This is a genomic window from Streptomyces sp. NPDC037083 (assembly GCF_055606485.1).
In genome coordinates, this window is the sequence record NZ_JBVJSQ010000013.1 from 115,375 (window position 1) to 139,046 (window position 23,672).

Below are 23,672 nucleotides of genomic sequence, written 5' to 3' on the forward strand. Positions count from 1 at the left end.
TCATCAGCAGGCGTCGTACTTCCAGGCGTCACCCTCCAGGGCCCACGGCTGCGCCTGCTGGTCGAACTTCGGCAGCCCCGTCACCTTGTAGCTCGCGCGCCCCATCGCGCCGGACACCTCCGCCTGCACGTCGCTCACCGGGTGGTCCTCGCCGTAGTCGGCCGCGGCCTGCTTCACGACACCCGCGTAGGAGGCCTTGCTTGTCTTCTTGGCGCAGCGCGCGGACAGCATGCCGTAGGCGGTGTCCGCGTCACCGGCGAAGTAGGAGGCGGTGTAGACCGCGACGGCCGCCTTCAGGTCGTCGCCCTCGTGCTCGGCGGGAACGCTGACGGTGGGCTCGGCGACGGGCGTGCCGTTGTCGCTGGCGGCCGGGCCGTCGTCGTCGGACGAGGAGCAGGCGGTCAGCGCGGCGAGGAGCAGTGCTGCGGTGACGATGGTGGCGCGGGTGCGCATGGTGTGTCCCCCCTGGACGTGGTGCTTGAGGGAGCATGGTGCCACGGCGGTCACGGCGCGGGGCCCCGCAGGGGGCGGTTCGAAGGAGCCCTGTGACCGGGCTGCCATGGGGATGTGACAGTCGGCTGCGCCGGCCGTTCCGCTCTCGTCTCGCGCGCTCCGACCGCCGACTCGAGCAGGCCCGGGCCCCGGCCACCACAGCGCTCGGCGTCAGGAGGCGCGAAAATCCGTGGTCCACCCCGCGGTAGATCACATACGGTGGGGCTCCACGCCCTGAGACGGACGGAAGGAGGCGAGTGCCGTGCGGTTCACACCCTTCCAGCGCTTCCCTTTCCGTTGTCCCGGCGTGGTTGTTCCGTTCTGACCGGGAGCGCTCCCAGCAGCAGTTGTCCCGGAGGAATCCATGACCGGTCTGGTCATCCGCGCGCTCTCCGCGAGCGACGCCCATCTCTTCGACGCACTCCCCGACCCCTTGGGTGCCGCTGAAAGCCATCGGCGTACCCGGTTCCGCCCCGCCTGGAAACACGTCGCCCTGCGCGACGGCCGGGTCGTCGCACGCGGCGCGTGGTGGGGCGGCCCCGAGGACTCGGAGCCCGTCAACATCAACTGGTTCGACGTGGCCGAGGGCGAGGAGGAGGCCGGGGCCGAACTCCTGCGCTCCGCTCCCTGGCAGGTCGAACTCGAGATCAACCTGCCCGGCGGCTGGCGGGACGAGCCCGACGTGCGCGCCGCCGCACAGGCACGCTTCGCCGCCGCACGAGCCGCCGGGTACCAACTCCTGGTGGAACGCTTCCTGTACCGCTGGACCCCGGAGCGAGGTCTGCCCGAGCGGCCCGGACGTCTGCGCTTCAGCGCCGAACCCGACGACACCGTGTTCTTCGACGCGTTGCGTCGCATCCACTCCGTCACCCTGGACGCCCACTCGCTCAAGGCCATCGAGGAGGGCGGCCTCGATCAGGCCGCCCAGGAGGAAATCGACTTCTTCCACTGGTGTCCCTCCCCACGGGAGTGGTGGCAGGTCGCGTACACGCCGGAGGGCGAGCTGGTCGGCATCCACATCCCGGCCCACAACCCCTCCGGCCCGACCATCGGCTTCATCGGAGTCGTCCCGGAACAGCGCGGTCGCGGTCACGCCTACGACCTCCTCGCGGAGTGCACCCACTTCCTTGTCGAGCAGGGCGCGGAGTTCATCGGCGGAGCGACGGACCGGGGCAATTTCCCCATGGCCGCGAACTTCGCCAAGGCCGGCTTCCCCGTCGTCAGTGAGCGCATCAACTTCCACCCCGCTGGTCGCTCGGCCTAGCGAGGAGCAGCACGCGGCGAGCGGTCCGGTCCAGGGGCAGGGCCGGACCGCTCGCCGGCGCCCGGCGGCGCACACCGGCTCACGGCGCACGCCGGCCGACCGCCTTCCTGCCCCTCCAAGCGCTTGCCGAAAGGGAGTTGAGCGGCCTGACGGCGCGGGGACGGTCGGTGTACCGCCGTCGGGCCCGCCCACTCCGCCCGAGTCCGTGGGCAGAGTCCGTGGGCCCGTCTGCCGTCTCACCCGACCGCTACCGGCCTTCGGGGGAACTCGCGACGGGCACCGCCATCGGAATGGCGGCCGGTGGTACGGGCATGACCAGCTCCCCGATGAGGCACGTCGGCAGTTCACGGACGCGGGCCGGGCCGCCTGGCGGACCTTCACCGGTTACACGCACGGCATCCTGCTGTTGGCGTCGGTCAACGCGGTCCTCGTGGGCGCGGCGCTGTTCGCTCTCGGAGTGCCGCTCGCCGTGCCGTTGGCGCTGCTGGAGTTCCTGGCCGCCTTCATCCCCCTGATCGGCTCGCCCATCGCGCCGGCGATCGCGGCCGTCGTCGCACTCGCGTCGAAGGGGCCGTTGGTCGCCCTGCTGGTGGTGGCCCTGATCGTGGTCATCGGTCAGATCGAGGGCCACGTCCTGCACCCCGTCGTGATGAGCTGGGCCGTGCGGCCGCACCCGGTGGTGGCGGCACTCGCCGTCGTCGGCGGAGCGGTCGCGGCAGGAGTGATCGGCGCGGTGGTGGCAGTGCCGCTGGTGGCCGTCGTGTGGTCCGTGTACCAGACACTGCGGGGACCTGGCCGTGCGGCGGAATGAGCCGGGGCTCGTGCGGCCGTCGCTCTCGCCGCACCGGCGGGTGGGCTCCCGTCCCGGCTCGGGGGAAACACGGAACGGGAGCCCACCATCCACTTCTCCACGGGGAGGCGGTTCGGATGCACTACATGCTCCGCGGCCCGACGCCGCCGTCTTTCATCGTTCCATCACGGACTTGACACGGAGACGTTTGTTCAGACGCGGATGGTGCACACGAGAAGCTAACACTGTCTTTACATGACGTAGAGGAGACCCATCATGGGCATCATCGCGTGGATCGTCATCGGCCTGCTCGCCGGCGCAATCGCCAAGGCCCTGATGCCGGGCAAGGACCCCGGCGGCATCATCGTCACCATGCTCATCGGTGTCGCCGGCGGTCTGCTCGGCGGCTGGCTCGGCAAGGTGATCTTCGGCGTCGACTCCATCGACGGGTTCTTCGACCTCTCGACCTGGATCGCGGCGATCGTCGGCTCGTTCATTCTGCTCGCCCTCTACCGTCTCGTCACCGGCAACCGCCACTCGCACCGCCACGCCTGACGCGCTGACGCTGCACGCCTCCGGGCACCTGGACGGCTCCCCCCTGCTCGCAGGGTGGGAGCCGCCGGCGTTTCCGCGTCTCCCGCCTCGCACCGGGGCCGGGGCCGGGGATCGGGCAGGCGAGGCGGATCTGACGCAGCGAAGAGGCGCCCGCCGGGAAGGATCGGGGGTAGGGGCGCGGCACCGGTTCGGTCAGCGCAGCACGGCCGACAGCAGGTCCGTCCCCAGCGCCGTCATCGCGGGCAGGTTGAGCGCGTAGCGGACGTAGCGACCCTGCCGTCGGGCCGTCAGCAGGTCGGCGCGGCGCAGGACGGCGAGGTGGCGGGAGACCTCGGGGCGAGTCAGCTCCCAGACATGGGCCAGCTCTCCGGGAGTGTGCGGGCCGCGAGCCAGGGTGCGCAGGAGGCGTAGCCGCACCGGGTGAGCGAGCGCCTCCAGCCGTAGCCCGACCGTCTCCAGCGACACCGGCTCCGGCGGGTTCGGCTCGGCCACGGGGTACTGCACCACCGGCTGCCACCCCGGAGCGTGGACCGCCACCAGGTGCGGGCGTCCGTAGACGCTGGGGATGAAGGTGACGCCGACGCCGTTGGCGGCGGTCGCCTTGTCCTGGAGCTTGTCCACGACGATGCAGTCGCCGTCCGGCGCCAGCGAGACGGCCCCGGAGACCGACGCCAGTGCCGCGCCGACGCCCTGACGCGCCAGCAGGTCGGTCTTCAGGCGCAGGTCCGCGGCGAGCTGCGCGGCGACACCGGCCCAGGCGGTGTCGAAGAACGCCTCGGCGCACTGTTGGAGTGTGTCGCGCACCCGCGCCCGCACGGCGGCCGGGTCGGCGAGCAGCCGTTCCGCGAAGGCCTCCTGGAGCGCACCGCGCGCCTGGGCCAGATCCATGGCCCGCTCGCGCGCGGCCGCGTCGGCGAGGGGCGACGGAGCGGCCAGGGCGACCCGGCTGCCGCCACAGGTCGTGACGAGCGCGGCGGTCACGTAGGTCTCGTCGTCGATGCGGTCGACGTCGTCCAACTCCTGGGCGAGGGTCGGCCGGGGGCAGGCCGGGATCAGGAAGTCGGCGCACGAGGAACGCCAGAGGAACTCCGCCTCCCGCAGTCGCTCGGCCAGCTCCGGTCGCAGCCTTGCCCGGACGTCCGCGGCCCAGCCGGCGAACCGCGGGTGATGCCCGGGGACGGCCAGTACGTGCAGCATCGCGGTCAGCTCGGCAAGCGGGGAGGCCGCGAACCGGAACCGGTCGGACGGCAGGCCGGTGATGTCGATGCGCAGCGTCATCCCCTCATCATCGGTGGCCGGAGGGCCCGTTGCGGCGTCGGTTGACGGAGTCCGTCAACCGACGTGACCCGCCGGGCGGCCGAACGCACCGTGTGCTCCATGCCCACGCTCACGAAGATCCGGCCCCGCGCCCTCGTCCGCGCCTCCGGAGGCCCCCGCTACGCCGTCGCCCTGGCCGTGGACGCGCTCGGCACCGGCCTGCTACGGCCCTTCCTGCTGCTGTACGGCGTGATCGTGCTGCGTCTGTCGGCGCCGCTCACCGGTGCCGCGATGACGGTCGGCGTGGTCGCGGGGCTGGTGTGCATGCCCGCGCTCGGCCGCTGGCTGGACCGGGGTGCGCGCAGCACGGCCGTGGCGGCGTCGATGCTGGTGCGGGTGGTGGGCACGGCACTCCTGCTGGCCGCCCCGGCGGGAAACCCCTGGCTGTTCGCGACGGCCGCGCTCTTCCTCGGCGTCGGCAACCAGGCCTGGCCCGCTGCCCACGCCGCCCTGGTGGCCACGGTCTCCCACGGCCGGGAACGGGACGCGGCGCTCGCGGCGGGCCGCGCTCTGCGCAACGCCGGCCTGGGCGTCGGCGCGCTCATCGCAACCGCCTGTCTGGCGGGCGGCGCCCCGGCGTTGCAGGCGCTGGCGGCCGTCACCGGCTTGAGCTACGTCGCGGCGGCCGCCCTGGCCTGGTCGGTCCGTGTTCGCACGGACCCGGCGGCGGACGCGGCACAGGAGGAGGACGGCGTGCCGGCGAACGGCATGCGGGCGCTGCTCGCCGCCAACGTGATCTACGTGTTCTGCCTCAACGTCCCCGAGATCGCCCTTCCGTTGGTCCTGGTGACGCAGCTGCACGCGTCCCCGGTCTGGTCGGCGGGCATCTTCGTGGCCAACACGGTGCTGGTGGTCACTCTCCAGGTGCCGATCACCGTCCTGCTGTCCCGCTACTCCCGGCAGGCCGTGCTGGCTTTCGCCGGCGTGGTCCTGACCGTGTCGTACCTCGGCTTTCTCGTCGCCGCGTCGCTGGGCGGCGGCTGGGCCACCCCCGCCATCGCCGCGGTGTCCGTCCTGTGCACCCTCGGCGAGATCATCTACGCCGGCAGCGCCACAGCGCTGGTCACCGCCCTCGCCCCGGCCCACGCGCTGGGCCGTGCCCTCGCCCGCTTCCAGCTCTCCACCGGCTTCGGCCTCGCCGTCTCTCCAGCGGCCCTCACCGCACTCGCCCCCTACGGATCCGCCGCCCTGTGGGGCAGCCTGGCCGCCGCGACACTGCTCTCCGCGTCCGCAGTCGCGCCATGAGCCCGTGGGGACATCGCCGTCCTGGGTGCGGTGCCGCGGCGGTATGGCCGTCAGGCCGCGTGAACCGGTCGACCAGGCGGCGGGTGACGGCGGGTGCGAGACCGGGAGCCTCGCGCACCCGTGGCCGGGTGGCCTGCCGGAGGGTTCGCTACCTGGGCGTCAGGAGACAGAACTCGTTGCCGTCGGGGTCGGCCAGCACCACCCGGCCGGCCTCGCTCCGAGCGGTGTCGACGCGCGTCGCGCCCAGGGAGAGCAGACGCTCGACCTCTGCCTGCCAGTCACCGCGGGCAGGCAGGGCGAGGTCGAAGTGCACCCGGTCCCCACCGGCCCTCGGCATCAGGGGCGGCCCGCCCCATGTGATCTTCGGTCCGCCGTGCGGCGAGCGGATCGCGGTCTCCTCGTCCTGGTCCCAGACCAGCGGCCACCCCAGCGCTTCGCTCCAGAAGTAGCCGACGGCCTGCGAACCGTCGCAGGCCAGCGCTCCGACGAAGCCGCAGTCGGCAAGAAAGTTGTTGCCCGGCTCGATGACGCAGAACTCGTTGCCCTCGGGGTCGGCGAGCACCACATGGCCCTCTTCGGGGCGTTGGCCGACGTCGATGTGGCGCGCGCCGAGCTCCAGCGCCCGTGCCACCGTCTGCTGCTGGTCCTCCAGGGAGGTACTCGTCAGGTCGAAGTGCATCCGGTTCTGGACGGTCTTCTGCTCCCGGGCCGGAGGGAAACGGATGCGGAACCCCGTGTCGTCGCTGGGCAGGAGTGCGACGCCGTCGTGCGGGTCGTCGACCGCTTCCCACCCCAGGAACCCGGACCAGAACCGGGCGAGACGCTCCGGTTGGATCGCATCGAAGCAGACCGCGAACAGTTGAGAAGTCATTCCCCGTACAGCTCCGATCGACTGGCCCACCACCGTCGGCAGGTCGCCCGGCCGATCCCGCGAACCGGAAGCATAGGCGCGAGCCGCCGTCAGCCGCAGCCGAGTTTCGCGCGGGCAGCATCGCCCGGATCCGGCATCCGGCATCCGGCATCCATCGCCCGTCATCCGTCGCCCGGCACCCGGCCGGCGGCACAAAACCGGTGTTCACCGGCCCTCCCCCCACGTGACAATCAGGCATCACCAAGGGGAGGAACACATGAGCCAGGACTACCTGACTCTTCATGAGCTGCTGCCGCCGCAGGAGTTGGCGGCGGCGCTCGACGCGGGGCACGTCACGCGCAAGCCGCACCCGGAACTGCCGCTGTCCATATACACGTACACGAGGACATGCCAGTACGAGCAGGTGTGGAACCGGGTGACCACCCGGTGCCGCGGCCTCGTGGCCGACGACGGCACCGGTGAGATCGTCGCGCTTCCGTTGCCGAAGTTCTTCAACGTCGGCGAGCACGAGGCCGGTCAGCCGTACGCGCCCGGCCTCCCGGACGAGCCGTTCGAGGTGTACGACAAGGTCGACGGCAGCCTGGCGGTGGTCTTCCACTACGCCGGCCGCTGGCGGGTCGCGTCCAAGGGCTCCTTCATCAGCGCCCAGGCCACCTGGGCGCAGCGTCTGCTCGACGGCAGGGACACGTCCGGACTCGTACCGGGGGTGACCTACCTCGCGGAGATCCTGTACCCGCAGAACCGGATCGTCGTCGACTACGGCGAGCGCCGTGATCTGGTGCTGCTGGCCGCGTTCGCCAAGGACGGCACGGAGGTCGTTCTGGCCGAGGCCGCGCCCCACTGGCATGGCATCGGGTCCGTCGTCACCGTCTGGCCGGCGATGCCGCTGGCCGAACTGCTGGCCCTGGCCGAGGCCAACCGGCTGCCCGGCGGCCGGGCGGCCACGGGCACGGAGGCCGAGGGGTTCGTGCTGCGCTTCGCCTCGGGTGTACGGGCCAAGGCCAAGCTCGCCGAGTACGTCCGGCTGCACAAGGTGCTCACCGGCGTGAGCGAGCGCGACATCTGGCGCGGTCACGGCATCCAGCGGTTCGCCGGCCTGCCCGCCAAGCAGGTGGCCCAGGCCCTCGGCTGCTCGGCCGAGGACGTCGACGCGTCCGGAGGCCGCCCCCTGGACGCGCTGCTGGAACAGGTGCCCGACGAGTTCGACGCCTGGGTGCGCGACGTCGTCGCGGGGATCGAGAAGCAGGTGGCCGACCGTGAGCGCGCCATCGACGAGGCGTTCCGGTCCCTGGCCCATCTCGCCGGCGACCGGGGATCCTTCGCCCGCGCCGCGAACGCGCTGCCCGAGGCGAACCTGCGCCCGGCCATGTTCCTGCGCCTCGACGGCCGCCCGACCGAGCTCGTGACCTATCGTTCCGCCAGGCCGGAGGCGTCCGACCCGTTCAAGACCGACGAGGAGAACTGACCGTGCCCGTAGTACACGTCATGACGGGGCTTCCGGCCTCGGGGAAGACGACCGCCGCACGCACACTGCAGGCGGCGTCCGAGGGCCGGACCCGTCGTGTCAACCTCGACGACCTTCGGGCCATGCTCGACGTCCCGGCGCCGGAGCGCGGCCGCTCGCACGCGCACGAGCAGACCGTGCTGGCGATCCAGGACGCGGCGGTGCGGGCGGCCGTCGACGACGGCTTCGACGTCGTGGTGGACAACACGCACCTGACGCCGCACATCCCGAAGCGGCTCAAGGCAGCGGTGGCGGGACAGGCGACCTTCGTCGTGCACGATTTCACCGACGTCCCGGTGGAGGAGTGCGTGCGGCGCGACGCCGAGCGGGACCGAGCGGTCGGCGAGGAGATCATCCGCATCCTCGCCGACAAGCACGCCCAGGCCAGGCGGGGCGGCTGGCGGCTCACCGCGGAGTGGCTGAACGACGAGCCCGCCGTCGAGCCGTACACCGCCGACCCGGCGCTCCCCTCGGCGGTCATGTGCGACATCGACGGCACGCTCGCCATCCGGGGCGCCCGGGGTCCCTTCGACTTCACCCGCTGCGAGGAGGACCTGCTCAACGTGTCGGTGCGCGGGGCGCTGCGTTCCTTCCGCAGCGCCGACGGCGACGTCATCGTCCTGCTCTCCGGCCGCGGTGAGGAGCACCGCGCCCGGACGGAGGCGTGGCTGCGGGCGCACGAGGTCCCCTACGACGAGCTGTGGATGCGTGCCGCCGGTGACGGCCGCCGCGACGACGTGGTGAAGGCCGAGCTCTTCGACCGGCACGTGCGCCACCGCTTCGCGGTACGGGTCTCCCTCGACGACCGCGACCGCGTCGTCGCCGTGTGGCGCCGTATGGGCCTGCCGACCTGGCAGGTCAACTACGGCAACTTCTGACCGGTGGTTCCTGACCGGAACCTTCTGACCGAAACCTTCAGACCGGCAACTTGTGACCGGCGGATTGCCGTGCGCCCGGACGATCGGGGCTCCCTCCCCACGGCGGACCGCTGCACCAGGCCCCGCCGCCCTGCCCCGCCCGGCGCTGCGGGGCGCGGGACGACCGGAGCGCCGGGCGTCCGGGGGCCCGCTGGTAAACTGGGGGTCACGCTTCGACATCGCCGGGGTCCGTACCAACGGGTACGGGCCCCGGCGCGTTCCGGGCGTCAGACCAGGAAGGTTCCCCATGAACGCGAAGCTGCCGGAGCCTGGACTCCCCCACGACGGCGAGCTCCGGCGGGCGACAGCGCCGCAGGACGATCCCTCGACGCCGCAGTCGGCGTCCCCGGGCCTGCCGCCGGCCGCGTCCTTCGGCGTGCTCGGGCTGCCGCCGCAGCTGGTGGACACGATGACCGGCCTGGGGGTGACCGAGCCCTTCCCGATCCAGGCGGCGACCCTGCCCAACGCGCTGACCGGCCGCGACGTCCTGGGGCGTGCGCGGACCGGCTCCGGCAAGACGCTGGCTTTCGGTCTTGCCCTGCTGGTGCGGACGGCGGGCCTGCGGGCGGAGTCGAAGCGGCCGCTCGCCCTCGTCCTGGTGCCGACCCGGGAACTCGCACAGCAGGTGAGCGACGCGCTCGCGCCGTATGCGCAGACGCTGAACGTGCGCATGGCGACGGTGGTCGGCGGCCTGTCCATCAACCGGCAGCAGGCGGCGCTGCGGGCCGGCGCGGAGGTGGTCGTCGCCACACCCGGGCGACTGACCGACCTGGTCTCCCGCCGTGACTGCCATCTGAACCAGGTGCGGATCACGGTGCTGGACGAGGCCGACCAGATGTGCGACCTGGGGTTCCTGCCGCACGTCTCGGACCTTCTGGGCCAGGTCCGCCCCGACGGGCAGCGGATGCTGTTCTCGGCCACGCTCGACCGCGACGTCGACCAGTTGGTGCGCGACCACCTGCACGACCCGGTCGCGGTGTCCGTCGACCAGGTGGCGGGCTCGGTCGCCACGATGGAACACCACGTGCTGAACATTCACGGCGCCGACAAGTACGCGACCGCGACCGAGATCGCCGCGCGGGACGGCCGGGTGCTGATGTTCCTGGACACCAAGGCGGCCGTGGACCAGTTCACCCGCCACCTGCGGGCCAGCGGCGTACGGGCCGCCGCGCTGCACAGCGGAAAGTCGCAGCCGCAGCGCACGCACACGCTCGCCCAGTTCAAGGAGGGCGGGATCAACGTGCTGGTGGCCACCAACGTGGCCGCCCGGGGGATCCACATCGAAGCGCTCGACCTCGTCGTCAACGTCGACCCGCCCGCCGACGCCAAGGACTACCTGCACCGCGGCGGGCGTACGGCGCGCGCCGGGGAGTCCGGGAGGGTGGTCACCCTGGTCACCCCCGACCAGCGGCGCGATGTGAACCGGATGATGTCCCAGGCCGGGATCCGGCCCACGGTGACACAGGTGCGTTCCGGCGAGGAGAAGCTGACGGCCATCACCGGGGCGAAGCGTCCGCCGGCCGGGACGAAGAAGGGCGAGGGCAACATCCCCTTCCGCGGCCTCGGCAACCGCGCGGGCCGCCCCGCCAAGGAGTCCCGCAAGGCCGCCGACGCCCGCAAGGCCGCGGAGGCCCGGGCAGCGGCCCGGGTACGCAAGAGCCGCTGACCCGCCCGCACGTCCCCACCCGCCGACACCCGCACGTCCAAGCCCGCACCACCGTTTCCGTGCGGGCCTCCGGCCCCGGCGGCGTCGTCCCGGTCGGCGTCGGCGCCGGGGGTGACGCCGAGGAGTGCGCGGTCGGGGCCGGATCGTCGACGGCGGTCACGGCCGGCCGAAGTGGAACGCCGGTGCGCTTCACCGGCTCCTCCCGGGGCGCGGATCGAACGGGGCGGTGTTTTCGAGACGTTGACGCCCCGGGGAGCGCGTTCGTATGACACCCACCGCGCCGGATTTCCGCCGGACGGGACGGGCATACGAACGCCTCGTGTGCGCCGTCACCCGGACGAGTCGGACGTCTGTCACCCGGCTGCTTCCGCGTCCCGGACCCCGAGGGCGGTGTCGGGAACCCCGCCGTGCGCCTCGCGCGGATTGCGGTCGACGGTCAGGTCATCGGCACGGCCGGTCCACACACCGGTCCGATCCGGCCAGGCCTGGCCGCGCCCGAGCCTTCTCCGTCGGCGTCCGCCGATATCGTTGTCGCGCTCCGCGGTGCGGGAACGGGACAGCGATCGGGGACTCATGCTCGAGGTACGTCTACTCGGTCCGGTCGAGGTGTGGGAAGGGGACCGGCGAGCCCCGCTCGGCGGGGTCAGACCCCTGGCCGTGCTGTCCGCGCTCGTCGTCCATCTCGGGCAGGTGCTCTCCACCGAGCGTCTCGTGGACCACGTCTGGGACGATAAGGTTCCCGCGACCGCCGGCGCCCTGGTCGCCACCCATGTCTCCGCCGTGCGCCGGGCGCTGGCCCGCGTCGGCGCGGCCGACACGATCCGGACCCGGCCGCCCGGCTACCTCGCCGAACTCGACCCGTCCCAGGTCGACGCGCGCCGGTTCGAGCAACTGCTCACGACGGGACGGGCGTCGGCAGCCCGTGGCCGCACCGACGAGGCCGCCGACCTGCTGGCCACGGCGCTCGGTCTGTGGCGGGGCCAGGAGGCCCTCGAAGGCCTCGGCCAGTCGTTCGCCCGGATCGAGGCGGCGCGGCTGGCGGAACTGCGCCTCGTCGCCCAGGAGGAGTCCTTCGGTCTGCAACTGGCGCTCGGGCGGGCGGACCGTACGATCGCGCCGCTGCTCGCGCACGTGGCCGCCCACCCGCTGCGGGAGCGGCCGCGCGGCCAGTTGATGACCGCGCTCTTCCGCACGGGCCGGGTCTCCGACGCGCTGCGCACCTACCAGGAGGGGCGCGCGGCCCTGCGCGACGAACTGGGCATCGACGCGGGCCCGCAACTCCGGGCGCTGCACAGGGCCGTGCTGACCAACGACCCGGCGCTGCTGGGCACGGGCTCCCGGCCGCCTGCGCCGACACCGGCGCCGGACGGATCCGTGCAGGCCCGGGCGGCCTCGGATCCCGCCGCGTCGACGCACGGGCGGGGTGTGCGCCAGGGACCCGCCCCGTCCCATCTGCCGCCCGACATCGCCGACTTCGTGGGCCGCTCGGAGCAGATCGACTGGGCCACCGCCCTGGTGCGCGAAGTCGACGAGGCCGATCGCACCGCGCCGCCGGTCGGCGTGATCTCAGGCCGCTCCGGCACCGGCAAGACCGCGCTGGCCGTGCACGTCGGCCACCGGACCGCCGAACTCTTCCCGGACGGCCACCTGTTCCTGGACCTGCGGGCCGCCGACACCGCTCCGCTGCAGCCGGCCGACGCGCTCGCCCGGCTCCTGCGGGCCATGGGCGCCGACCCCGAGACGCTGCCCGGCTCGGTCGAGGAGCTGACGGGGCTGTACCGCACACACATCGGGCACCGGCGCATCCTGCTGATCCTCGACAACGCGGCCGGAGAAGCGCACGTGCGCCCGCTGCTGCCGCCGGGCCCCGGCTCGGCGGTGCTCGTCACCAGCCGCCGTCGGCTGGTGGCCCTGGAAGGCGCCGCCCACCTGGACCTGACCGTGCCGGACGCGCAGGAGGCGCTCGATCTCCTGCGGCGCGTGGCGGGCCGGGACCGCACGAGCGCACAGCCGGAACGGGCGGCGGAGATCGTCTCGCTGTGCGGACGGCTGCCGCTGGCCGTGCGCATCGCCGGAGCCCGGCTGGCCGCCCGCCCGCACTGGGCGCCGTCGCAACTCGCGGGCCGGCTTCGCGACGAACGGCGCCGACTGAACGAACTGCGTGCCGGAGATCTGGAGTTGCGTACCAGCCTCGAGCTCGGCTACGCCGACCTGGATCCGCAGGAGCGCCGGGCGCTGCGCCGGCTGGCCCTGCTCGACCTGCCCGACTTCGCGGGCTGGATCGCCGCTCCCCTGCTGGACATCGACGCCGACGACGCCGAGGAGGCGGTGGAGCGGCTGGTGGACTGCCACTTCATCGACGTGATCGGCGTGGACGACACGGGCCGCAACCGCTACCGCATCCACGATCTGGCCCGTGAGCACGCGCGCGAGCGCTGTCTGTCCGAGGAGAGCGCCGAGCAGCGTGAGGCTGCCGTGCTGCGGCTGGTGGCGTGCTGGCTCGGCCTGGCCCAGAAGGCGGCCGCCCGGGGCCCGGGCGGCGCGGCCAGGTACTTCCCGCAGCCGGCGGCCGTACATCCCCTCGGCACGGAGACCGAGGAGGCGCTGTTGGAGCGGCCCGCGGCCTGGTTCGCCGCCGAACAGGCCTGCGTGCTGGCGGCGGTGGAGTACTGCGCGGACCACGGGCTGGACCGGCCCGCCCGGGACCTCGCGGGGGCGCTGATCGCGAGTTCGGCCGCGCTGTACAACCAGTTCGACGCCTGGTCGCGTTCGCACGCCGCGGCCATGGCGGCGGTGCGGCGCAGCGGGGACAGCGAGGGCGAGGCGTGGCTGTTCACCGGTCTGGGGCAACTGCGCTACGAGCAGGACGAGTTCGAGGAGTCGTACGCTCGATTCGCCGACGCCCTGCGTCTGTTCGAGGAGCGCGGCGGTCCCTCGCAGGGGGCGGCGCTGGCGCTCGCGGGGATGGGCACGGCCCGGCGCGAACAGGCCCGCTACGCCGAGGCGCTCGAGCTGCTCCACGCGGCGCTCGACAGGTACGGGCCGCACGACGCCGACCGCGGCGCCCGGGCCCGTGTGCTGTACGGCATCGGCTACGTGCACCGGGAACAGGGCCGCGGGGCGCAGGCCTGGGAGGCGCTCTCGCGGGCACTGGAGCTGTACCGCGCGGAGGGCGACCGGCACGGCGAGGCGCTCACCCTGCGGTCGCTGGCCCTGTGCCACCGTGCGCAGGGGGCCCTCGCGGAGGCCGAGCGTGTCCTGCGCGACGCACTGCGGCTCTTCACCGAACTGCGGGACACCTTCGGCGTGCTGTACACCGAGCAGTCGCTGGCCAAGGTGGAGCTGCGGCAGGGCCGGCCGGCGGAGGCGGCCGACCGTCTCGTCCGGTGTCTGCAGGTGGCCCGGGACCGACAGGACCGGTTCGGCGAGACGCTGGTGCTGCGCACCCTCGGCGAACGGCACCTGGCCGCCGGCGAGTTCGACCGTGCCCGGGAGCCGCTCGAGCAGGCGCTGGCGGGCTGGGAGGCAATGCGGCTGCCGTTGTGGCGGGCACGCACGGCCTGGGACCTGGCCGAGGTGTGGGCGGCGGACGGCGACGAGGCCAGGGCACGTGCCGCCCGGTCCGAAGCGACCGCCGTCTTCCGTGAGCTGGACTCCCGCGAGGCCCGGGAACGAGCCGACGGCGGCGGGTAGCCGGTACCCGCCGCGGAATTCCCGTCCGGCTGCTTGCAGGCGACCTGCAGAGCATTTGCAGCGGCGCCGGGGACGCTGTTCTCGTGTCGGACATCATCACGCTCTCGGACCCGCGGGTCGCCGCGGTCGCGGAGGACGAATGCGGCGAGCCGCTGGTCGACGTGCGCGGCGCCGGCGATCTGCGCCTCGATCACCTGCGCCTCGATCACCGGCAGTCCGACGACGACGGCAGCTACGCCCATCTGCGGTCGGGCGTGCTGCGGCGGCTCGTCCGGGCGCAGCGCCTGCTGCCGGCCGGTGTCCGGTTCCTGGTGGTGGAGGGGTACCGGCCGCCGGACCTCCAGCGGCGCTACTTCGAGGAGTACGCGGCGACGATGCGGCGGGCGCACCCGTACGCGACGTCCGAGCGGATCCGCGAGCTGGCGAGCGCCTACATATCCCCGCCGGAGGTGGCACCGCACGTGAGCGGCGGGGCGGTCGACCTGACGCTGTGCGACCGGGACGGCCGGGAGCTGCCGCTGGGCACGGAGGTCAACGCCACTCCGCAGGAGAGCGCGGGCGCCTGCCGCACCGAGGCCCCCGGCATAGACGCGGAGGCGCGCGCGAACCGGGAGCTGATGGCCCGGGCCCTCATGGCGAGCGGCTTCGTCAACTACCCGACGGAGTGGTGGCACTGGTCGTACGGCGACCGGTACTGGGCCCTGCTGAGCAAGGCGCCGGCCGCCCGCTACGGCCCCGTCGCCCCGCCCCGCTCGACGGCCTGACCAGCTGCGGGCAGGGCCCGGCGCGGCACGACGACACAGCTGATCGAGGGGGAAGAGAAGTGGAGTTCAGCAACGCGTCCTGTCCACCGCCGACGCGTGCGGGCGACGCCGGCATGAGCCCGGGAGAGTTCGACGCGTCGTTCACGGCCGACATGCCGCGGCTGCGCCGACGGCTCCTGGCGCCGACGGGCGACCCGCACGCCGCCGACGACCTGCTCCAGGAGACGGATCTACGGCTCTCGCGGCGGGCCCGCGCCCGGAACCTGGCACAGCGACAGCATCCGTACGCCTACACCTGTGCCGTCGCCGCCCACCTGCTCCGCGATTCCTGGACGCGCCCCTCTCGGCGCGAGCAGGCCACGGACCGGCTGCCCGAGACCGGCTGGGACGGCGGACTCGCCGTCTACGAGGCGGCCGCGGTGATCCTCGTGGACCTGGAGGGTCTCAGCCACGACACGGCGGGGCAGCGGCTCGGCGCGCACCGCGGCACCGTCCAGCGCCACCGCATGCGGGGCCTGGCCAAGATGCGCGCCGCGCTGGCCCACCGGTCCCGTGTCGCATCCCACGGGGGTGGGTGCGGCACGGGACGTCCCGCTCCGCCGTCCCCGGAGGTGCCGGTGACGTCACGACGACGAAGGAAGAGTCCTTGAAGATCACCAGCACGCGCCGCCCGACCAGCGGCGCGCTCCTGGGCGCCTCGGTGCTGGCCCTCTCCGCGTTCTTCTCCGCCCCTGCGCACGCCGCACCGGACGCCTCCTGCGGGGTCCTCGCGCCGGGCTCCTCGGCCACCGCGCAGGCCGCCGTGTCCGCGGCCTGCTCACAGATCGGCGTCTGGTACAGCTGGGGCGGCGGCCACGGCCCGACGCCGGGCGCCACCTACGGCTACTACGACGGCTCGGACCCCGACAGCGCGCACGACAACGAGCGCAAGGGCTTCGACTGCTCCGGCCTGATGCGCTACGCGTACTACCGGGCGACCGGCAAGGATCTGCTCAACGGCACGTCCGACGACCAGTTCCACAGCTCGCAGGCCTCCGCCCGCTTCTCCGCCGCCCAGGGCAGCGCCCCGCTGCTGCCGGGCGACCTGATGTTCTGGGGCGCGGGGCACATCCACCACGTCGCCATGTACCTGGGCGACGGGCAGATGGTCGAGGCGTACGAGTCGGGCACCCGCATCCGGGTCGCGCCGGTGCGCACCGGCGGCGACTACGCGGGGGCGATCCGGATCAACGGCTCCGGGACGCCGACCCCGCCGCCCGCCAACGGCGGCACCACGTTCGAGACCTGGGGCACGGCCGTGCGCACCCACTCCTCGCCGAGCGTGCGCTCCTCGGTCGTGACCACCTTCGCCGGTCCGACGCAGGTGTCGGTCCAGTGCCAGGAGCACGCGGAGACCGTGACCGCCGAGGGCTACACCAACGACGTCTGGTCCAAGCTGGCCGACGGCTCCTGGCTGACCAACATCTACATCAAGGGCCCGGCCGAGCTCCCCGGCGTTCCGGACTGCGGCGGCAGCAGCACCCCGCCGCCGACCGGCGGCAGCAGGGCGCACCAGACCTGGGGCACCGGGGTGCGCACGCACAGCGAGCCGAACGTCAACGCCGCGGTCGTGGACTACTTCGCGCAACCGACCACGGTCAACGTGGTGTGCCAGGCCCACGCCCAGGAAGTGACGGCGGAGGGCTACACCAACGACGCCTGGTCCAAGCTGACCGACGGCTCCTGGCTGACCAACATCTACATCAAGGGCCCCGCCTGGCTGTCCGACGTACCCACCTGCTGAACATCCGGTCACGACCCCACGCCCGTTCGGCTCAGGCGCGGCGCGCCTCGGCCGGGCGGGCGGGAGCTGATGGAGGATCGCGGGGGCGGCGCCTCGGGACGAGCCGCCCGGCACCGCCCACCGCGTGAAGAGGCCGCCTGTGAACCTGCTCGCCCGCCCGCCGTTCCAGTGCCTTGCCGACCAGGTCCGGCAGCGCGTCGAGGACGACATCCCCGTCGCCGCGCCGACCGCGTCATGACCGGCGGTCGGCGAGGGGACCCGCCGGGCGGCGGCCGCTACGGCGAAGCCGTCTTCCGTCCCGAACAGGCGGGCGAGGGCGAGCGCATCGACTTCGGCGCGCTCGCCTACGACGACGTCACCATGGCGCGGCTGCGGGCACTCGGGGTGGGACCGGGGTGGCACTGCCTCGACGTGGGCGCCGGCACGGGCACGGTCTCGCGCCGGCTGTTGGAGGAGGCGGGGGTGGCGAGCGTCCTCGCCGTGGACCGCGACGTACGTTTCCTCGGCGCGCGGCCGACGCCCGGGCTCGACGTGCTGGAGGCCGACATCACCGACCCGGACTCCGTTCCGGGCCCGTTCTCGCTCGTCCACGCCCGCTTCGTGCTGATGCACCTGCCCGAACATGAACGCATGGTCACGGCACTGGCCGAACTCGTCGCGCCCGGCGGTGTGCTGGTGCTCGGCGACGCGCTGGACCTGACGAGCGACCGCACGCCCGGCACGCCGTACAGCGCGGTGATGCGGGCGATGTGGCAGGGGCTGCGGGCCACCATCGGCACCGACGTCTCGTGGGTCCCGTCGTACCCGCAGCTGCTGCGGGGGGCGGGGCTCACCTCCGTCGCCGCAGAGGTCCATGTCCCGCCGCTCCTGCCGGGCAGTCCCATCAGCCGCTTCTGGGCGGACACCTGGGAGAGGAGCCGAGCGGCGATGCTCGCCACCGGACTCGTCGACGACACGGCCGTGGACGCGGCGGTCCGTTACCTGGACTCCGACGACTGCGCGGCGCTGTCGGCCGGCATGCTCACGGTCTGGGGGTGGAGGCCCGGGGAGGGCGCGCGATGACCGCCCGTCTGCCGCCGGTCGTGCCCGAGTTGCCCGGCTCCGGCAGTCGCACCGGCGGGCCTGGTGGTCCCGCGGCGCCGGGACCGCTATATGTTCCACGGTCCGAACACCGAACCACTTGAGCTTGAGCGCATCGCGACCCGGTGGCTCAGGCGCGAGGCACGGGAGAGCACCCCATGAAGATCCATCTTTCCAGCGTCTTCGTCGACGACCAGGACAGGGCCCTGCGCTTCTACACCGACGTGCTGGGCTTCGTGAAGAAGCACGACGTCCCCCTGGGCGGCGAGGACCGGTGGCTGACCGTGGTCTCGCCGGAGGATCCGGACGGCACCGAACTGCTGCTGGAGCCTTCCGGCCACCCCGCGGTGCAGCCCTACAAGAGGGCACTGGCCCAGGACGGCATTCCCGCGACCGCCTTCGCCGTGGACGACGTACGGGCGGAGTTCGACCGGTTGCGCGCGCTCGGGGTGCGCTTCACCCAGGAGCCGCTGGCGATGGGCACGGTCACCACGGCGATCCTGGACGACACCTGCGGCAACCTGATCCAGATCGTCCACAGCGAGTAGACCCGCCGGCCGGGGGCCGGGGCCCGTCGCGAGGCGGTTCAGCCGGCCTGCGGCCAGGTACGCAGCAGGCCGGCGATCCTTCCGGACGTGCAGGAGGGGTCGCGCAGCATGTCGCGCAGGGCCACCGCGTCGTCGCGCGTGGGCTTGACCGGGATACCGGACGCCTCCAGGTACATGACGCCGGTGGCGGCCGCCACGGCCATGTTCGAGCGCTCCAGCCACCTGCAGCGTCCGAGGACGTGCACCAGCGCGGCGGCGCGGGCGTAGGGCCCCTCGTAGACGGGGGTCTCCAGCAGTTCGGCTCGGTGGCAGGCGACCGCGGCCACCGGCACCCCGTAGTCGTCGGGAGCGGGATCCGCCGCGCCCGCGATCTCCGCGACCTGCAGGATCCAGGGGACGTCGATGTGCAGGTCCATTACGCGGCGTGGGCCGCCGAGGAGGGACGGTCGGCTTCCTCGGCCTCGTCGAAGACCGTCCGGTGCTCGTCCAGGAACCGCTTCGCCGCGTCGAGGCCGCGCCGGCGCATTCCCTCGACGTCCTCGCGGACCAGGGCCGCGAGGTAGTCGCCGACGCTCATGCCCCGGTCCTTGGCCCTGGCCGTCGCCAGTTCCGCGATCTCGTCGTCGACCCGCCAGCCCCTCTGCGTCTTCGCCATTCCTCGATGGTAACAGCTGGTACCACGGGAGGGCCGGGGGTCCGGCCCGCCGTACTCGACGGGGGGACGGTCAGCGCAGGGGGGCCGACTCGGCGTCGCCGGTCGCGGCCGTCGAGGGCGGGTGGTCCGCGGTGCGCGGCCGCTGCGTCAGATGGTCGGCGATGCCGGTGACCTGGAGCATGCGGAGCATGAAGTCCGGCTGGTGGTCCAGGTGCAGGCGGATTCCGGCGGGGTGGGTGCGGCGACGCAGGCCGAGCAGGGCGGACAGCCCGCTGGAGTCGAAGGCGCTCAGCTCCGCCCAGTCCAGGTGCAGGTTGCGCAGGGTCGGGCCGTGGTGCTCGGTGTGCGCGTCCAGCGTCGCGTGCACCGTGTCGGTGAACTCGCCGCTGGTGTCGTAGTCGAGGTCTCCGTGGATCGCCATGTGCAGCGTGTGCGCGTCGGCGGCGTGGACGGCCACGGAGAACTCGGTCGGCTGGTAGTGGGTCATGCGGTGATTCCTGTGCCGGGGTGCATGGGTGTCACGGGCAGGGCGTCGGCGGCCTTGTCGAGGAAGGTCAGAGCGCGGGGAAAGTCGTGCAACTGCTCGGCCAGGATGCTCAGCCCGAGGCTCAGACTACTGGCCGGGACCCGGCGGGCGGCGAGGATGTCCACGGTCCAGGCGGTGAACGTGGTGAACAGGGCGACGTCGTCGACGTAGAGGGCGGTGGCCAGGAAGTCCACGATGTGGGCGAGGTCTTCCGCGGTGCGTTCACGCTGGGCGTCGGTGTAGGAGCGCATGGCCGGCCAGCGCTCGTCCAGGGCGGTCAGGCACTGCCGGACCAGGGTGGTGCGGCTGTTCTTGATGAGGGTGTATTCCTGGTCGGCGAGGTGGGGCAGATCGTCGATCTGGTGCCGCTGGCTCGTCCGGGGGGCGGTGAGGCCCTGCGCGAGGCGGTTCGCCGCGGCGCGGGCGTCGGGGGCCCACTCGTCCGCCTGGATGAGGCGCGCGTAGCGGCCGCCCGGGCCGAAGGCGGCGCCGCCGACCATGACGGGGATGCCGAGGGACTGCACTGCGGTCACCGCCTTGTGCGCGGCGGGCAGGTGGGTGGGGATCGAGGCCGACAGCAGAACGGCGACCGGGTTGGTCTGGTGCACGTGCGCGACGAGATGCGCGGTGGGGGTGTGGGCGCCGAGGAAGTCCACCCGCCAGCCTCGCCGGGTGAGGACTTCGGCCAGCAGCCGGGCGGGAAGGAAGTGCCACTCGCCGTCCACGCATGCCACCGTGATCCGCCGCCCGCGCTCACCGGGCCCGGACACCTCGGCGTGGCGGTGGGCGAGAGCGGCGAGGACCCGGTCGGTGATCGCGCTGGCCGCGTGTTCCTCCGCCACACTGATCCGGCCCGCGGCCCATTCGACTCCCACACGGCGCTGCACTCCGGCGACGACGTCCAGCAGGAGCGTCTCCTCGTCCGCGCCGGCATCGGCCGCCTCGGACACCATCCGCACCGCCGTCGGCTCGTCCCGGCCGATCACGGCGGCCCACAGCCCATCCGACAGCCCTGCCGGCTCTGTGCCGGCTCCGGCGCCCGCCATCACTGCTCCTCCCGGCGCGGCTGCCTGTCACCGCGCCCGTCGACGATGCGCAGCGCGCCGTGGCCGCTGGCGGGGTTGGTGATCGCGAGGGTCGCCAGGTCGTCGTGCCGGCCCTCGCCCAGCCACTGCGCCACCAGCATCTGCACGCGCTCCACCACGGCGTCGGCCGGCATCCGCGCGCACTCCCGCAGCGCGGCCTGCAGCCGGGCCTCTCCGTAGAGCTGGTCGCCCAGCGGTCCGCCGCGGGCCTCGGTGATCCCGTCGGTGTACAGCAGGCACGTCTCCCCCGGCGTGAGGACGACGTCCACGCTGCGCACGGTGATGTCGGGCAGCGCACCCACCAGCGTGCCGCTGGTGGCGGCCTCCTCCACTCGCCCGTCGGCGCGGATGATCAGCGGCGGGAGATGCCCGGCGCTGGTCAGCCGCAGCTCCACCTGTCCCGCCCGGCGCCGGGCGGAGGCCAGCACCAGGGTCGCGAAGCGGGTGTTGTGGGAGTTCAGGAGTGCGTCGTTGAGGAGGGTGAGGACCTGCTGGTGGTCGCCGGACAGGGGCAGCAGGGCCTGCAGCACGGTGCGGATCTTGCCGGTCAGCACGGCGGCTTCCAGGCCCTTGCCGGCCACATCGCCCAGGACGACGAACGTCTCCTTCGAGGGGTCGGCGCCGGGGTGGACGTCGTAGAAGTCGCCGCCGACGCGTTCGTGGTCCTGTGACGCCCGGAAGGCTCCCGCGTACTCCACTCCGTGGACCCGTTCCAGCCGCGGCGGCAACAGTTCCCGCAGCAGCGTGGCCGTGATGGACGCCTGTTCCGCGTACAGGCGGGCGGCCGACAGGGCCGCACCGGCCCGCGCGGCGAACAGCCGGGCGAAGACCTCCTCGCCGTCCGTGAAGGCGCGCTGCGTGCTGGAGCGGAGCAGGATCAGCACCCCGGCAGGCACCCCGTGCCCGGGCAGCGGAGTGACGATCACCGAACCGATCGGTCCGTCGAAGCCGGGCGGCACGACCCAGTCCGGCAGGTCGTCCGGGTCGATCCACCGTGTGGGAACCGGCGGGAAACCCTGCAGGGCCTCCGCGAGTCCGGGGACCGACCCGGGGTCGATGTGCGCCGCGGTCTGGGTGACCGCGCCGCCCACCTGGGCGTATGTCAGCGAGTGGCGACGCCCCTGGGAGGGCGCCACGATGACCGCCGCGTCGGCCAGATGATCAGCGGCCATCCGCGCCGTCACCTCCGTGCACCGGTCCACGTTCAGCGACGACAGCAGCGCGCCGGAGATGTCCGCGAGCAGCGCCGCACGTTCGCGCTCGCTGCGCAGCGCCCGCTCGGCCGAGCGGAGGTCGGTGTCCTCCACCAGCCACCACACCACGTTCCCGTCCTCACCGGGTGAGGGATGCGCCTCGAACGTACGGTCCGCCACCGCGCCCGACACCACGCCCGTCGGCGCCGAGGCCGACTCCAGGCGGATGTGGGCCTGCGCGAGCCAGCGCGGCAGGCCTCCCTCTGCGAAGTCGCCGCCGGCTTCGTGGGAGAACAGGGCGCGTGCCGCGTCGTTGGCGTCGACGATGCGCCCGCGGCCGTCGACCACGACGACGGGACAGGGGGCGTCGCTCCACGCCGTGCCGACGCCACCGCCGTGCGGACGCTCGGAAATACCCGGAGAAGAAGTCACAGGCCGGGGAACGCGGAGCGCACCCCACCACCTCTCTGCCGTTCGGGAAGAATTGCCGTCCGGCAACCATCTCTCATCCGCTGGTCCCGTGCAACGCCCTACCCAAATCCACACAACTTCCCCGCGTACGCCCGGACGACGGCCCTTCCGCACCGGCCGGCGCGCCACTCGGTCGGGTCAGGACGCTGCCGCCGTCTCGGCCAGCTTCTGGAACTCGCCGAGGTCGTAGTTGGCGAGCGCGGAGTCGAGGTTGGTGAGCGCGCCGAGATGCTCGACGAACCCCTTGGGGTCGTACTCGATCTGCAGGGTCACCCGGCTCGAGGTCTCGCTCAGGCGATGGAAGGTGACCACACCCGCGTGATCGACGCCTTCCACGGTGCGCCAGGCGATGCGGTCCTGGGGGATCACTTCCGTCAGCTCGGCGACGAAGTTCTTGGTGGCGCCCGGCAGCTCCAGCTGCCAGGCGAAGCGGCGGTCGTCCAGCCTCTCGACCAGGCGTACGTGGCTCAGGAAGGACGGCCAGTGCGTCACATCGCTCCACAGTGCCCACGCGACGCCGACGGGGGCTTCGACATCGACGGTCTCCACCAGGGATGCGGACATGGGTTACCTCTCTCCCGGCCGGTTCACGGCCGACCCGACGCGTGCAGTGCGAAGCGGATACCCACGCCGAGGCGGCGCACACGGTGAGAGGGGGCGACGGCCCTTGCGGGCCCGCGGGGCAGCGCGGGCCCGCAAGGGCGGTCGGTCGCAGGCAGAGCGGGCGGCCGCAGCCTCAGGCCGCCCTTCGACGCGGAACGCCTTGATCAGGTGGCGGTCTTCGAGGACTCCGGCTCGCCGTCGCCGGCACGCAGTTGCTCGTTGATGCGCTGAGCTTCTTCGAGTTGGTCTTCGAGGATGACGATGCGGCAGGCGGCCTCGATGGGCGTGCCCTGGTCGACGAGCTCGCGGGCACGGCCTGCGACGCGCAATTGGTAGCGGGAGTAACGGCGGTGGCCGCCCTCGGAACGCAGGGGGGTGATCAGGCGGTGTTCGCCGAGGGCGCGGAGGAAGGCGGGGGTGGTGCCGAGCATCTCGGCGGCCCGGCCCATCGTGTAGGCGGGATAGTCGTCGTCGTCGATGGGGGCGACGGAACGGGTACTGCGAGGGGGCATAGACCTCTTCTTCCAAAAGACGCGTCGGGGGGCCCGGGGGGGGGGGGGCCGTACCCGACCCCGAACCCTCCCCACACCCCCCCCATCACCCCCCGCCGCCTCTCTTTTTTTCTGTTCCCCCTCGGAGGCGGGGGCCTG

The 23,672-nt window shown here is 73.0% G+C and carries 22 protein-coding genes and 1 pseudogene; 13 read left to right on the plus strand and 10 right to left on the minus strand.

Going from position 1 to position 23,672, the window contains the following annotated elements:
* Positions 1–3: 3 nt before the first annotated feature.
* Positions 4–453 carry a hypothetical protein gene (locus ACZ7DE_RS30395; protein ID WP_470766742.1) on the minus strand — a complete coding sequence of 150 codons (450 nt, stop codon included), beginning with the start codon at positions 451–453 and terminating at the stop codon, positions 4–6.
* 403 nt (positions 454–856) lie between these two features.
* Between ACZ7DE_RS30395 and ACZ7DE_RS30400 the strand changes: the two genes are divergently transcribed.
* The 3 genes and pseudogenes from ACZ7DE_RS30400 (at position 857) to ACZ7DE_RS30410 (ending at position 3,101) form a co-directional block, all read left to right on the plus strand.
* A complete protein-coding gene (locus ACZ7DE_RS30400; RefSeq protein WP_470766744.1) occupies positions 857–1,756 on the plus strand; it encodes a GNAT family N-acetyltransferase in 900 nt (299 codons plus the stop codon).
* Between the two features lie 316 nt (positions 1,757–2,072).
* Positions 2,073–2,567: pseudogene (locus ACZ7DE_RS30405) on the plus strand (AI-2E family transporter); the annotation flags it as partial.
* Positions 2,568–2,822: 255 nt separating this feature from the next.
* Positions 2,823–3,101, plus strand: coding sequence for a GlsB/YeaQ/YmgE family stress response membrane protein (locus ACZ7DE_RS30410; RefSeq protein ID WP_470766745.1), 279 nt, complete (start codon positions 2,823–2,825; stop codon positions 3,099–3,101).
* A gap of 192 nt (positions 3,102–3,293) precedes the next feature.
* Here the strand turns inward: ACZ7DE_RS30410 and ACZ7DE_RS30415 are convergent, their stop codons facing one another.
* Positions 3,294–4,379, minus strand: coding sequence for a DUF5937 family protein (locus ACZ7DE_RS30415; protein ID WP_470766747.1), 1,086 nt, complete (start codon positions 4,377–4,379; stop codon positions 3,294–3,296).
* 99 nt (positions 4,380–4,478) lie between these two features.
* Between ACZ7DE_RS30415 and ACZ7DE_RS30420 the strand changes: the two genes are divergently transcribed.
* A complete protein-coding gene (locus ACZ7DE_RS30420; RefSeq protein ID WP_470766749.1) occupies positions 4,479–5,663 on the plus strand; it encodes an MFS transporter in 1,185 nt (394 codons plus the stop codon).
* Positions 5,664–5,811: 148 nt separating this feature from the next.
* Here ACZ7DE_RS30420 and ACZ7DE_RS30425 read toward each other — a convergent pair whose 3' ends face one another.
* A complete protein-coding gene (locus ACZ7DE_RS30425; RefSeq protein WP_470766751.1) occupies positions 5,812–6,534 on the minus strand; it encodes a VOC family protein in 723 nt (240 codons plus the stop codon).
* Positions 6,535–6,790: 256 nt separating this feature from the next.
* Between ACZ7DE_RS30425 and ACZ7DE_RS30430 the strand changes: the two genes are divergently transcribed.
* The 9 genes from ACZ7DE_RS30430 to ACZ7DE_RS30470 all read left to right on the plus strand — a co-directional run bounded on the left by ACZ7DE_RS30430 (position 6,791) and on the right by ACZ7DE_RS30470 (position 18,489).
* Positions 6,791–7,999 carry an RNA ligase gene (locus ACZ7DE_RS30430; RefSeq protein ID WP_470766753.1) on the plus strand — a complete coding sequence of 403 codons (1,209 nt, stop codon included), beginning with the start codon at positions 6,791–6,793 and terminating at the stop codon, positions 7,997–7,999.
* 2 nt (positions 8,000–8,001) lie between these two features.
* Positions 8,002–8,916: a phosphatase domain-containing protein gene (locus tag ACZ7DE_RS30435; protein WP_470766755.1), complete on the plus strand. Its 915-nt coding sequence runs from the start codon at positions 8,002–8,004 to the stop codon at positions 8,914–8,916.
* A 286-nt stretch (positions 8,917–9,202) separates the two neighbouring features.
* Positions 9,203–10,621: a DEAD/DEAH box helicase gene (locus tag ACZ7DE_RS30440; protein ID WP_470766757.1), complete on the plus strand. Its 1,419-nt coding sequence runs from the start codon at positions 9,203–9,205 to the stop codon at positions 10,619–10,621.
* Positions 10,622–11,194: 573 nt separating this feature from the next.
* On the plus strand, positions 11,195–14,314 hold the full coding sequence (locus ACZ7DE_RS30445; RefSeq protein WP_470766759.1) for an AfsR/SARP family transcriptional regulator: 3,120 nt from the start codon (positions 11,195–11,197) through the stop codon (positions 14,312–14,314).
* Positions 14,315–14,397: 83 nt separating this feature from the next.
* The gene (locus ACZ7DE_RS30450) at positions 14,398–15,078 is read left to right on the plus strand and encodes a M15 family metallopeptidase (RefSeq protein WP_470766761.1); all 681 of its coding nucleotides are present in this window, start codon (positions 14,398–14,400) and stop codon (positions 15,076–15,078) included.
* Between the two features lie 59 nt (positions 15,079–15,137).
* Positions 15,138–15,728 (plus strand): RNA polymerase sigma factor, encoded by a 591-nt coding sequence (locus tag ACZ7DE_RS30455; protein ID WP_470766763.1) that lies wholly within the window; start codon positions 15,138–15,140, stop codon positions 15,726–15,728.
* A complete protein-coding gene (locus ACZ7DE_RS30460; RefSeq protein ID WP_470766764.1) occupies positions 15,725–16,861 on the plus strand; it encodes a C40 family peptidase in 1,137 nt (378 codons plus the stop codon). The genes ACZ7DE_RS30455 and ACZ7DE_RS30460 overlap by 4 nt, the downstream gene beginning before the upstream one ends.
* A 234-nt stretch (positions 16,862–17,095) precedes the next feature.
* Positions 17,096–17,923: a methyltransferase gene (locus ACZ7DE_RS30465; protein ID WP_470766766.1), complete on the plus strand. Its 828-nt coding sequence runs from the start codon at positions 17,096–17,098 to the stop codon at positions 17,921–17,923.
* 176 nt (positions 17,924–18,099) lie between these two features.
* A complete protein-coding gene (locus tag ACZ7DE_RS30470) occupies positions 18,100–18,489 on the plus strand; it encodes a VOC family protein (RefSeq protein ID WP_470766768.1) in 390 nt (129 codons plus the stop codon).
* Positions 18,490–18,527: 38 nt separating this feature from the next.
* Here the strand turns inward: ACZ7DE_RS30470 and ACZ7DE_RS30475 are convergent, their stop codons facing one another.
* From ACZ7DE_RS30475 to ACZ7DE_RS30505, 7 genes are all read right to left on the minus strand, one after another.
* Positions 18,528–18,905 carry a fic family toxin-antitoxin system, toxin component gene (locus ACZ7DE_RS30475; protein ID WP_470766770.1) on the minus strand — a complete coding sequence of 126 codons (378 nt, stop codon included), beginning with the start codon at positions 18,903–18,905 and terminating at the stop codon, positions 18,528–18,530.
* Entirely contained in the window at positions 18,905–19,144 is a 240-nt protein-coding gene (locus ACZ7DE_RS30480) for a hypothetical protein (RefSeq protein WP_470766771.1), read from the minus strand. Before ACZ7DE_RS30480 ends, ACZ7DE_RS30475 begins: the two co-directional genes overlap by 1 nt.
* A gap of 70 nt (positions 19,145–19,214) precedes the next feature.
* Positions 19,215–19,631, minus strand: coding sequence for an STAS domain-containing protein (locus ACZ7DE_RS30485; protein WP_470766773.1), 417 nt, complete (start codon positions 19,629–19,631; stop codon positions 19,215–19,217).
* Positions 19,628–20,716 (minus strand): cobalamin B12-binding domain-containing protein, encoded by a 1,089-nt coding sequence (locus tag ACZ7DE_RS30490; protein ID WP_470766775.1) that lies wholly within the window; start codon positions 20,714–20,716, stop codon positions 19,628–19,630. Before ACZ7DE_RS30490 ends, ACZ7DE_RS30485 begins: the two co-directional genes overlap by 4 nt.
* Positions 20,716–22,380, minus strand: coding sequence for a SpoIIE family protein phosphatase (locus ACZ7DE_RS30495; RefSeq protein WP_470766776.1), 1,665 nt, complete (start codon positions 22,378–22,380; stop codon positions 20,716–20,718). Before ACZ7DE_RS30495 ends, ACZ7DE_RS30490 begins: the two co-directional genes overlap by 1 nt.
* A 177-nt stretch (positions 22,381–22,557) precedes the next feature.
* Positions 22,558–22,983 carry an SRPBCC family protein gene (locus tag ACZ7DE_RS30500; RefSeq protein WP_470766778.1) on the minus strand — a complete coding sequence of 142 codons (426 nt, stop codon included), beginning with the start codon at positions 22,981–22,983 and terminating at the stop codon, positions 22,558–22,560.
* Positions 22,984–23,186: 203 nt separating this feature from the next.
* Positions 23,187–23,534 carry a MerR family transcriptional regulator gene (locus tag ACZ7DE_RS30505; RefSeq protein WP_470766780.1) on the minus strand — a complete coding sequence of 116 codons (348 nt, stop codon included), beginning with the start codon at positions 23,532–23,534 and terminating at the stop codon, positions 23,187–23,189.
* Positions 23,535–23,672 lie beyond the last annotated feature (138 nt).

Bases quoted from the DNA above. Each gene is read 5' to 3' on its own strand.
- ACZ7DE_RS30425 (WP_470766751.1), bottom strand. From the start codon at position 6,534: ATGACTTCTCAACTGTTCGCGGTCTGCTTCGATGCGATCCAACCGGAG.
- ACZ7DE_RS30490 (WP_470766775.1), bottom strand. From the start codon at position 20,716: ATGGCGGGCGCCGGAGCCGGCACAGAGCCGGCAGGGCTGTCGGATGGG.
- ACZ7DE_RS30420 (WP_470766749.1), top strand. From the start codon at position 4,479: ATGCCCACGCTCACGAAGATCCGGCCCCGCGCCCTCGTCCGCGCCTCC.
- ACZ7DE_RS30410 (WP_470766745.1), top strand. From the start codon at position 2,823: ATGGGCATCATCGCGTGGATCGTCATCGGCCTGCTCGCCGGCGCAATC.
- ACZ7DE_RS30445 (WP_470766759.1), top strand. From the start codon at position 11,195: ATGCTCGAGGTACGTCTACTCGGTCCGGTCGAGGTGTGGGAAGGGGAC.
- ACZ7DE_RS30480 (WP_470766771.1), bottom strand. From the start codon at position 19,144: ATGGCGAAGACGCAGAGGGGCTGGCGGGTCGACGACGAGATCGCGGAA.
- ACZ7DE_RS30505 (WP_470766780.1), bottom strand. From the start codon at position 23,534: ATGCCCCCTCGCAGTACCCGTTCCGTCGCCCCCATCGACGACGACGAC.
- ACZ7DE_RS30465 (WP_470766766.1), top strand. From the start codon at position 17,096: ATGACCGGCGGTCGGCGAGGGGACCCGCCGGGCGGCGGCCGCTACGGC.
- ACZ7DE_RS30430 (WP_470766753.1), top strand. From the start codon at position 6,791: ATGAGCCAGGACTACCTGACTCTTCATGAGCTGCTGCCGCCGCAGGAG.
- ACZ7DE_RS30485 (WP_470766773.1), bottom strand. From the start codon at position 19,631: ATGACCCACTACCAGCCGACCGAGTTCTCCGTGGCCGTCCACGCCGCC.
- ACZ7DE_RS30400 (WP_470766744.1), top strand. From the start codon at position 857: ATGACCGGTCTGGTCATCCGCGCGCTCTCCGCGAGCGACGCCCATCTC.
- ACZ7DE_RS30500 (WP_470766778.1), bottom strand. From the start codon at position 22,983: ATGTCCGCATCCCTGGTGGAGACCGTCGATGTCGAAGCCCCCGTCGGC.
- ACZ7DE_RS30470 (WP_470766768.1), top strand. From the start codon at position 18,100: ATGAAGATCCATCTTTCCAGCGTCTTCGTCGACGACCAGGACAGGGCC.
- ACZ7DE_RS30475 (WP_470766770.1), bottom strand. From the start codon at position 18,905: ATGGACCTGCACATCGACGTCCCCTGGATCCTGCAGGTCGCGGAGATC.
- ACZ7DE_RS30395 (WP_470766742.1), bottom strand. From the start codon at position 453: ATGCGCACCCGCGCCACCATCGTCACCGCAGCACTGCTCCTCGCCGCG.
- ACZ7DE_RS30440 (WP_470766757.1), top strand. From the start codon at position 9,203: ATGAACGCGAAGCTGCCGGAGCCTGGACTCCCCCACGACGGCGAGCTC.
- ACZ7DE_RS30415 (WP_470766747.1), bottom strand. From the start codon at position 4,379: ATGACGCTGCGCATCGACATCACCGGCCTGCCGTCCGACCGGTTCCGG.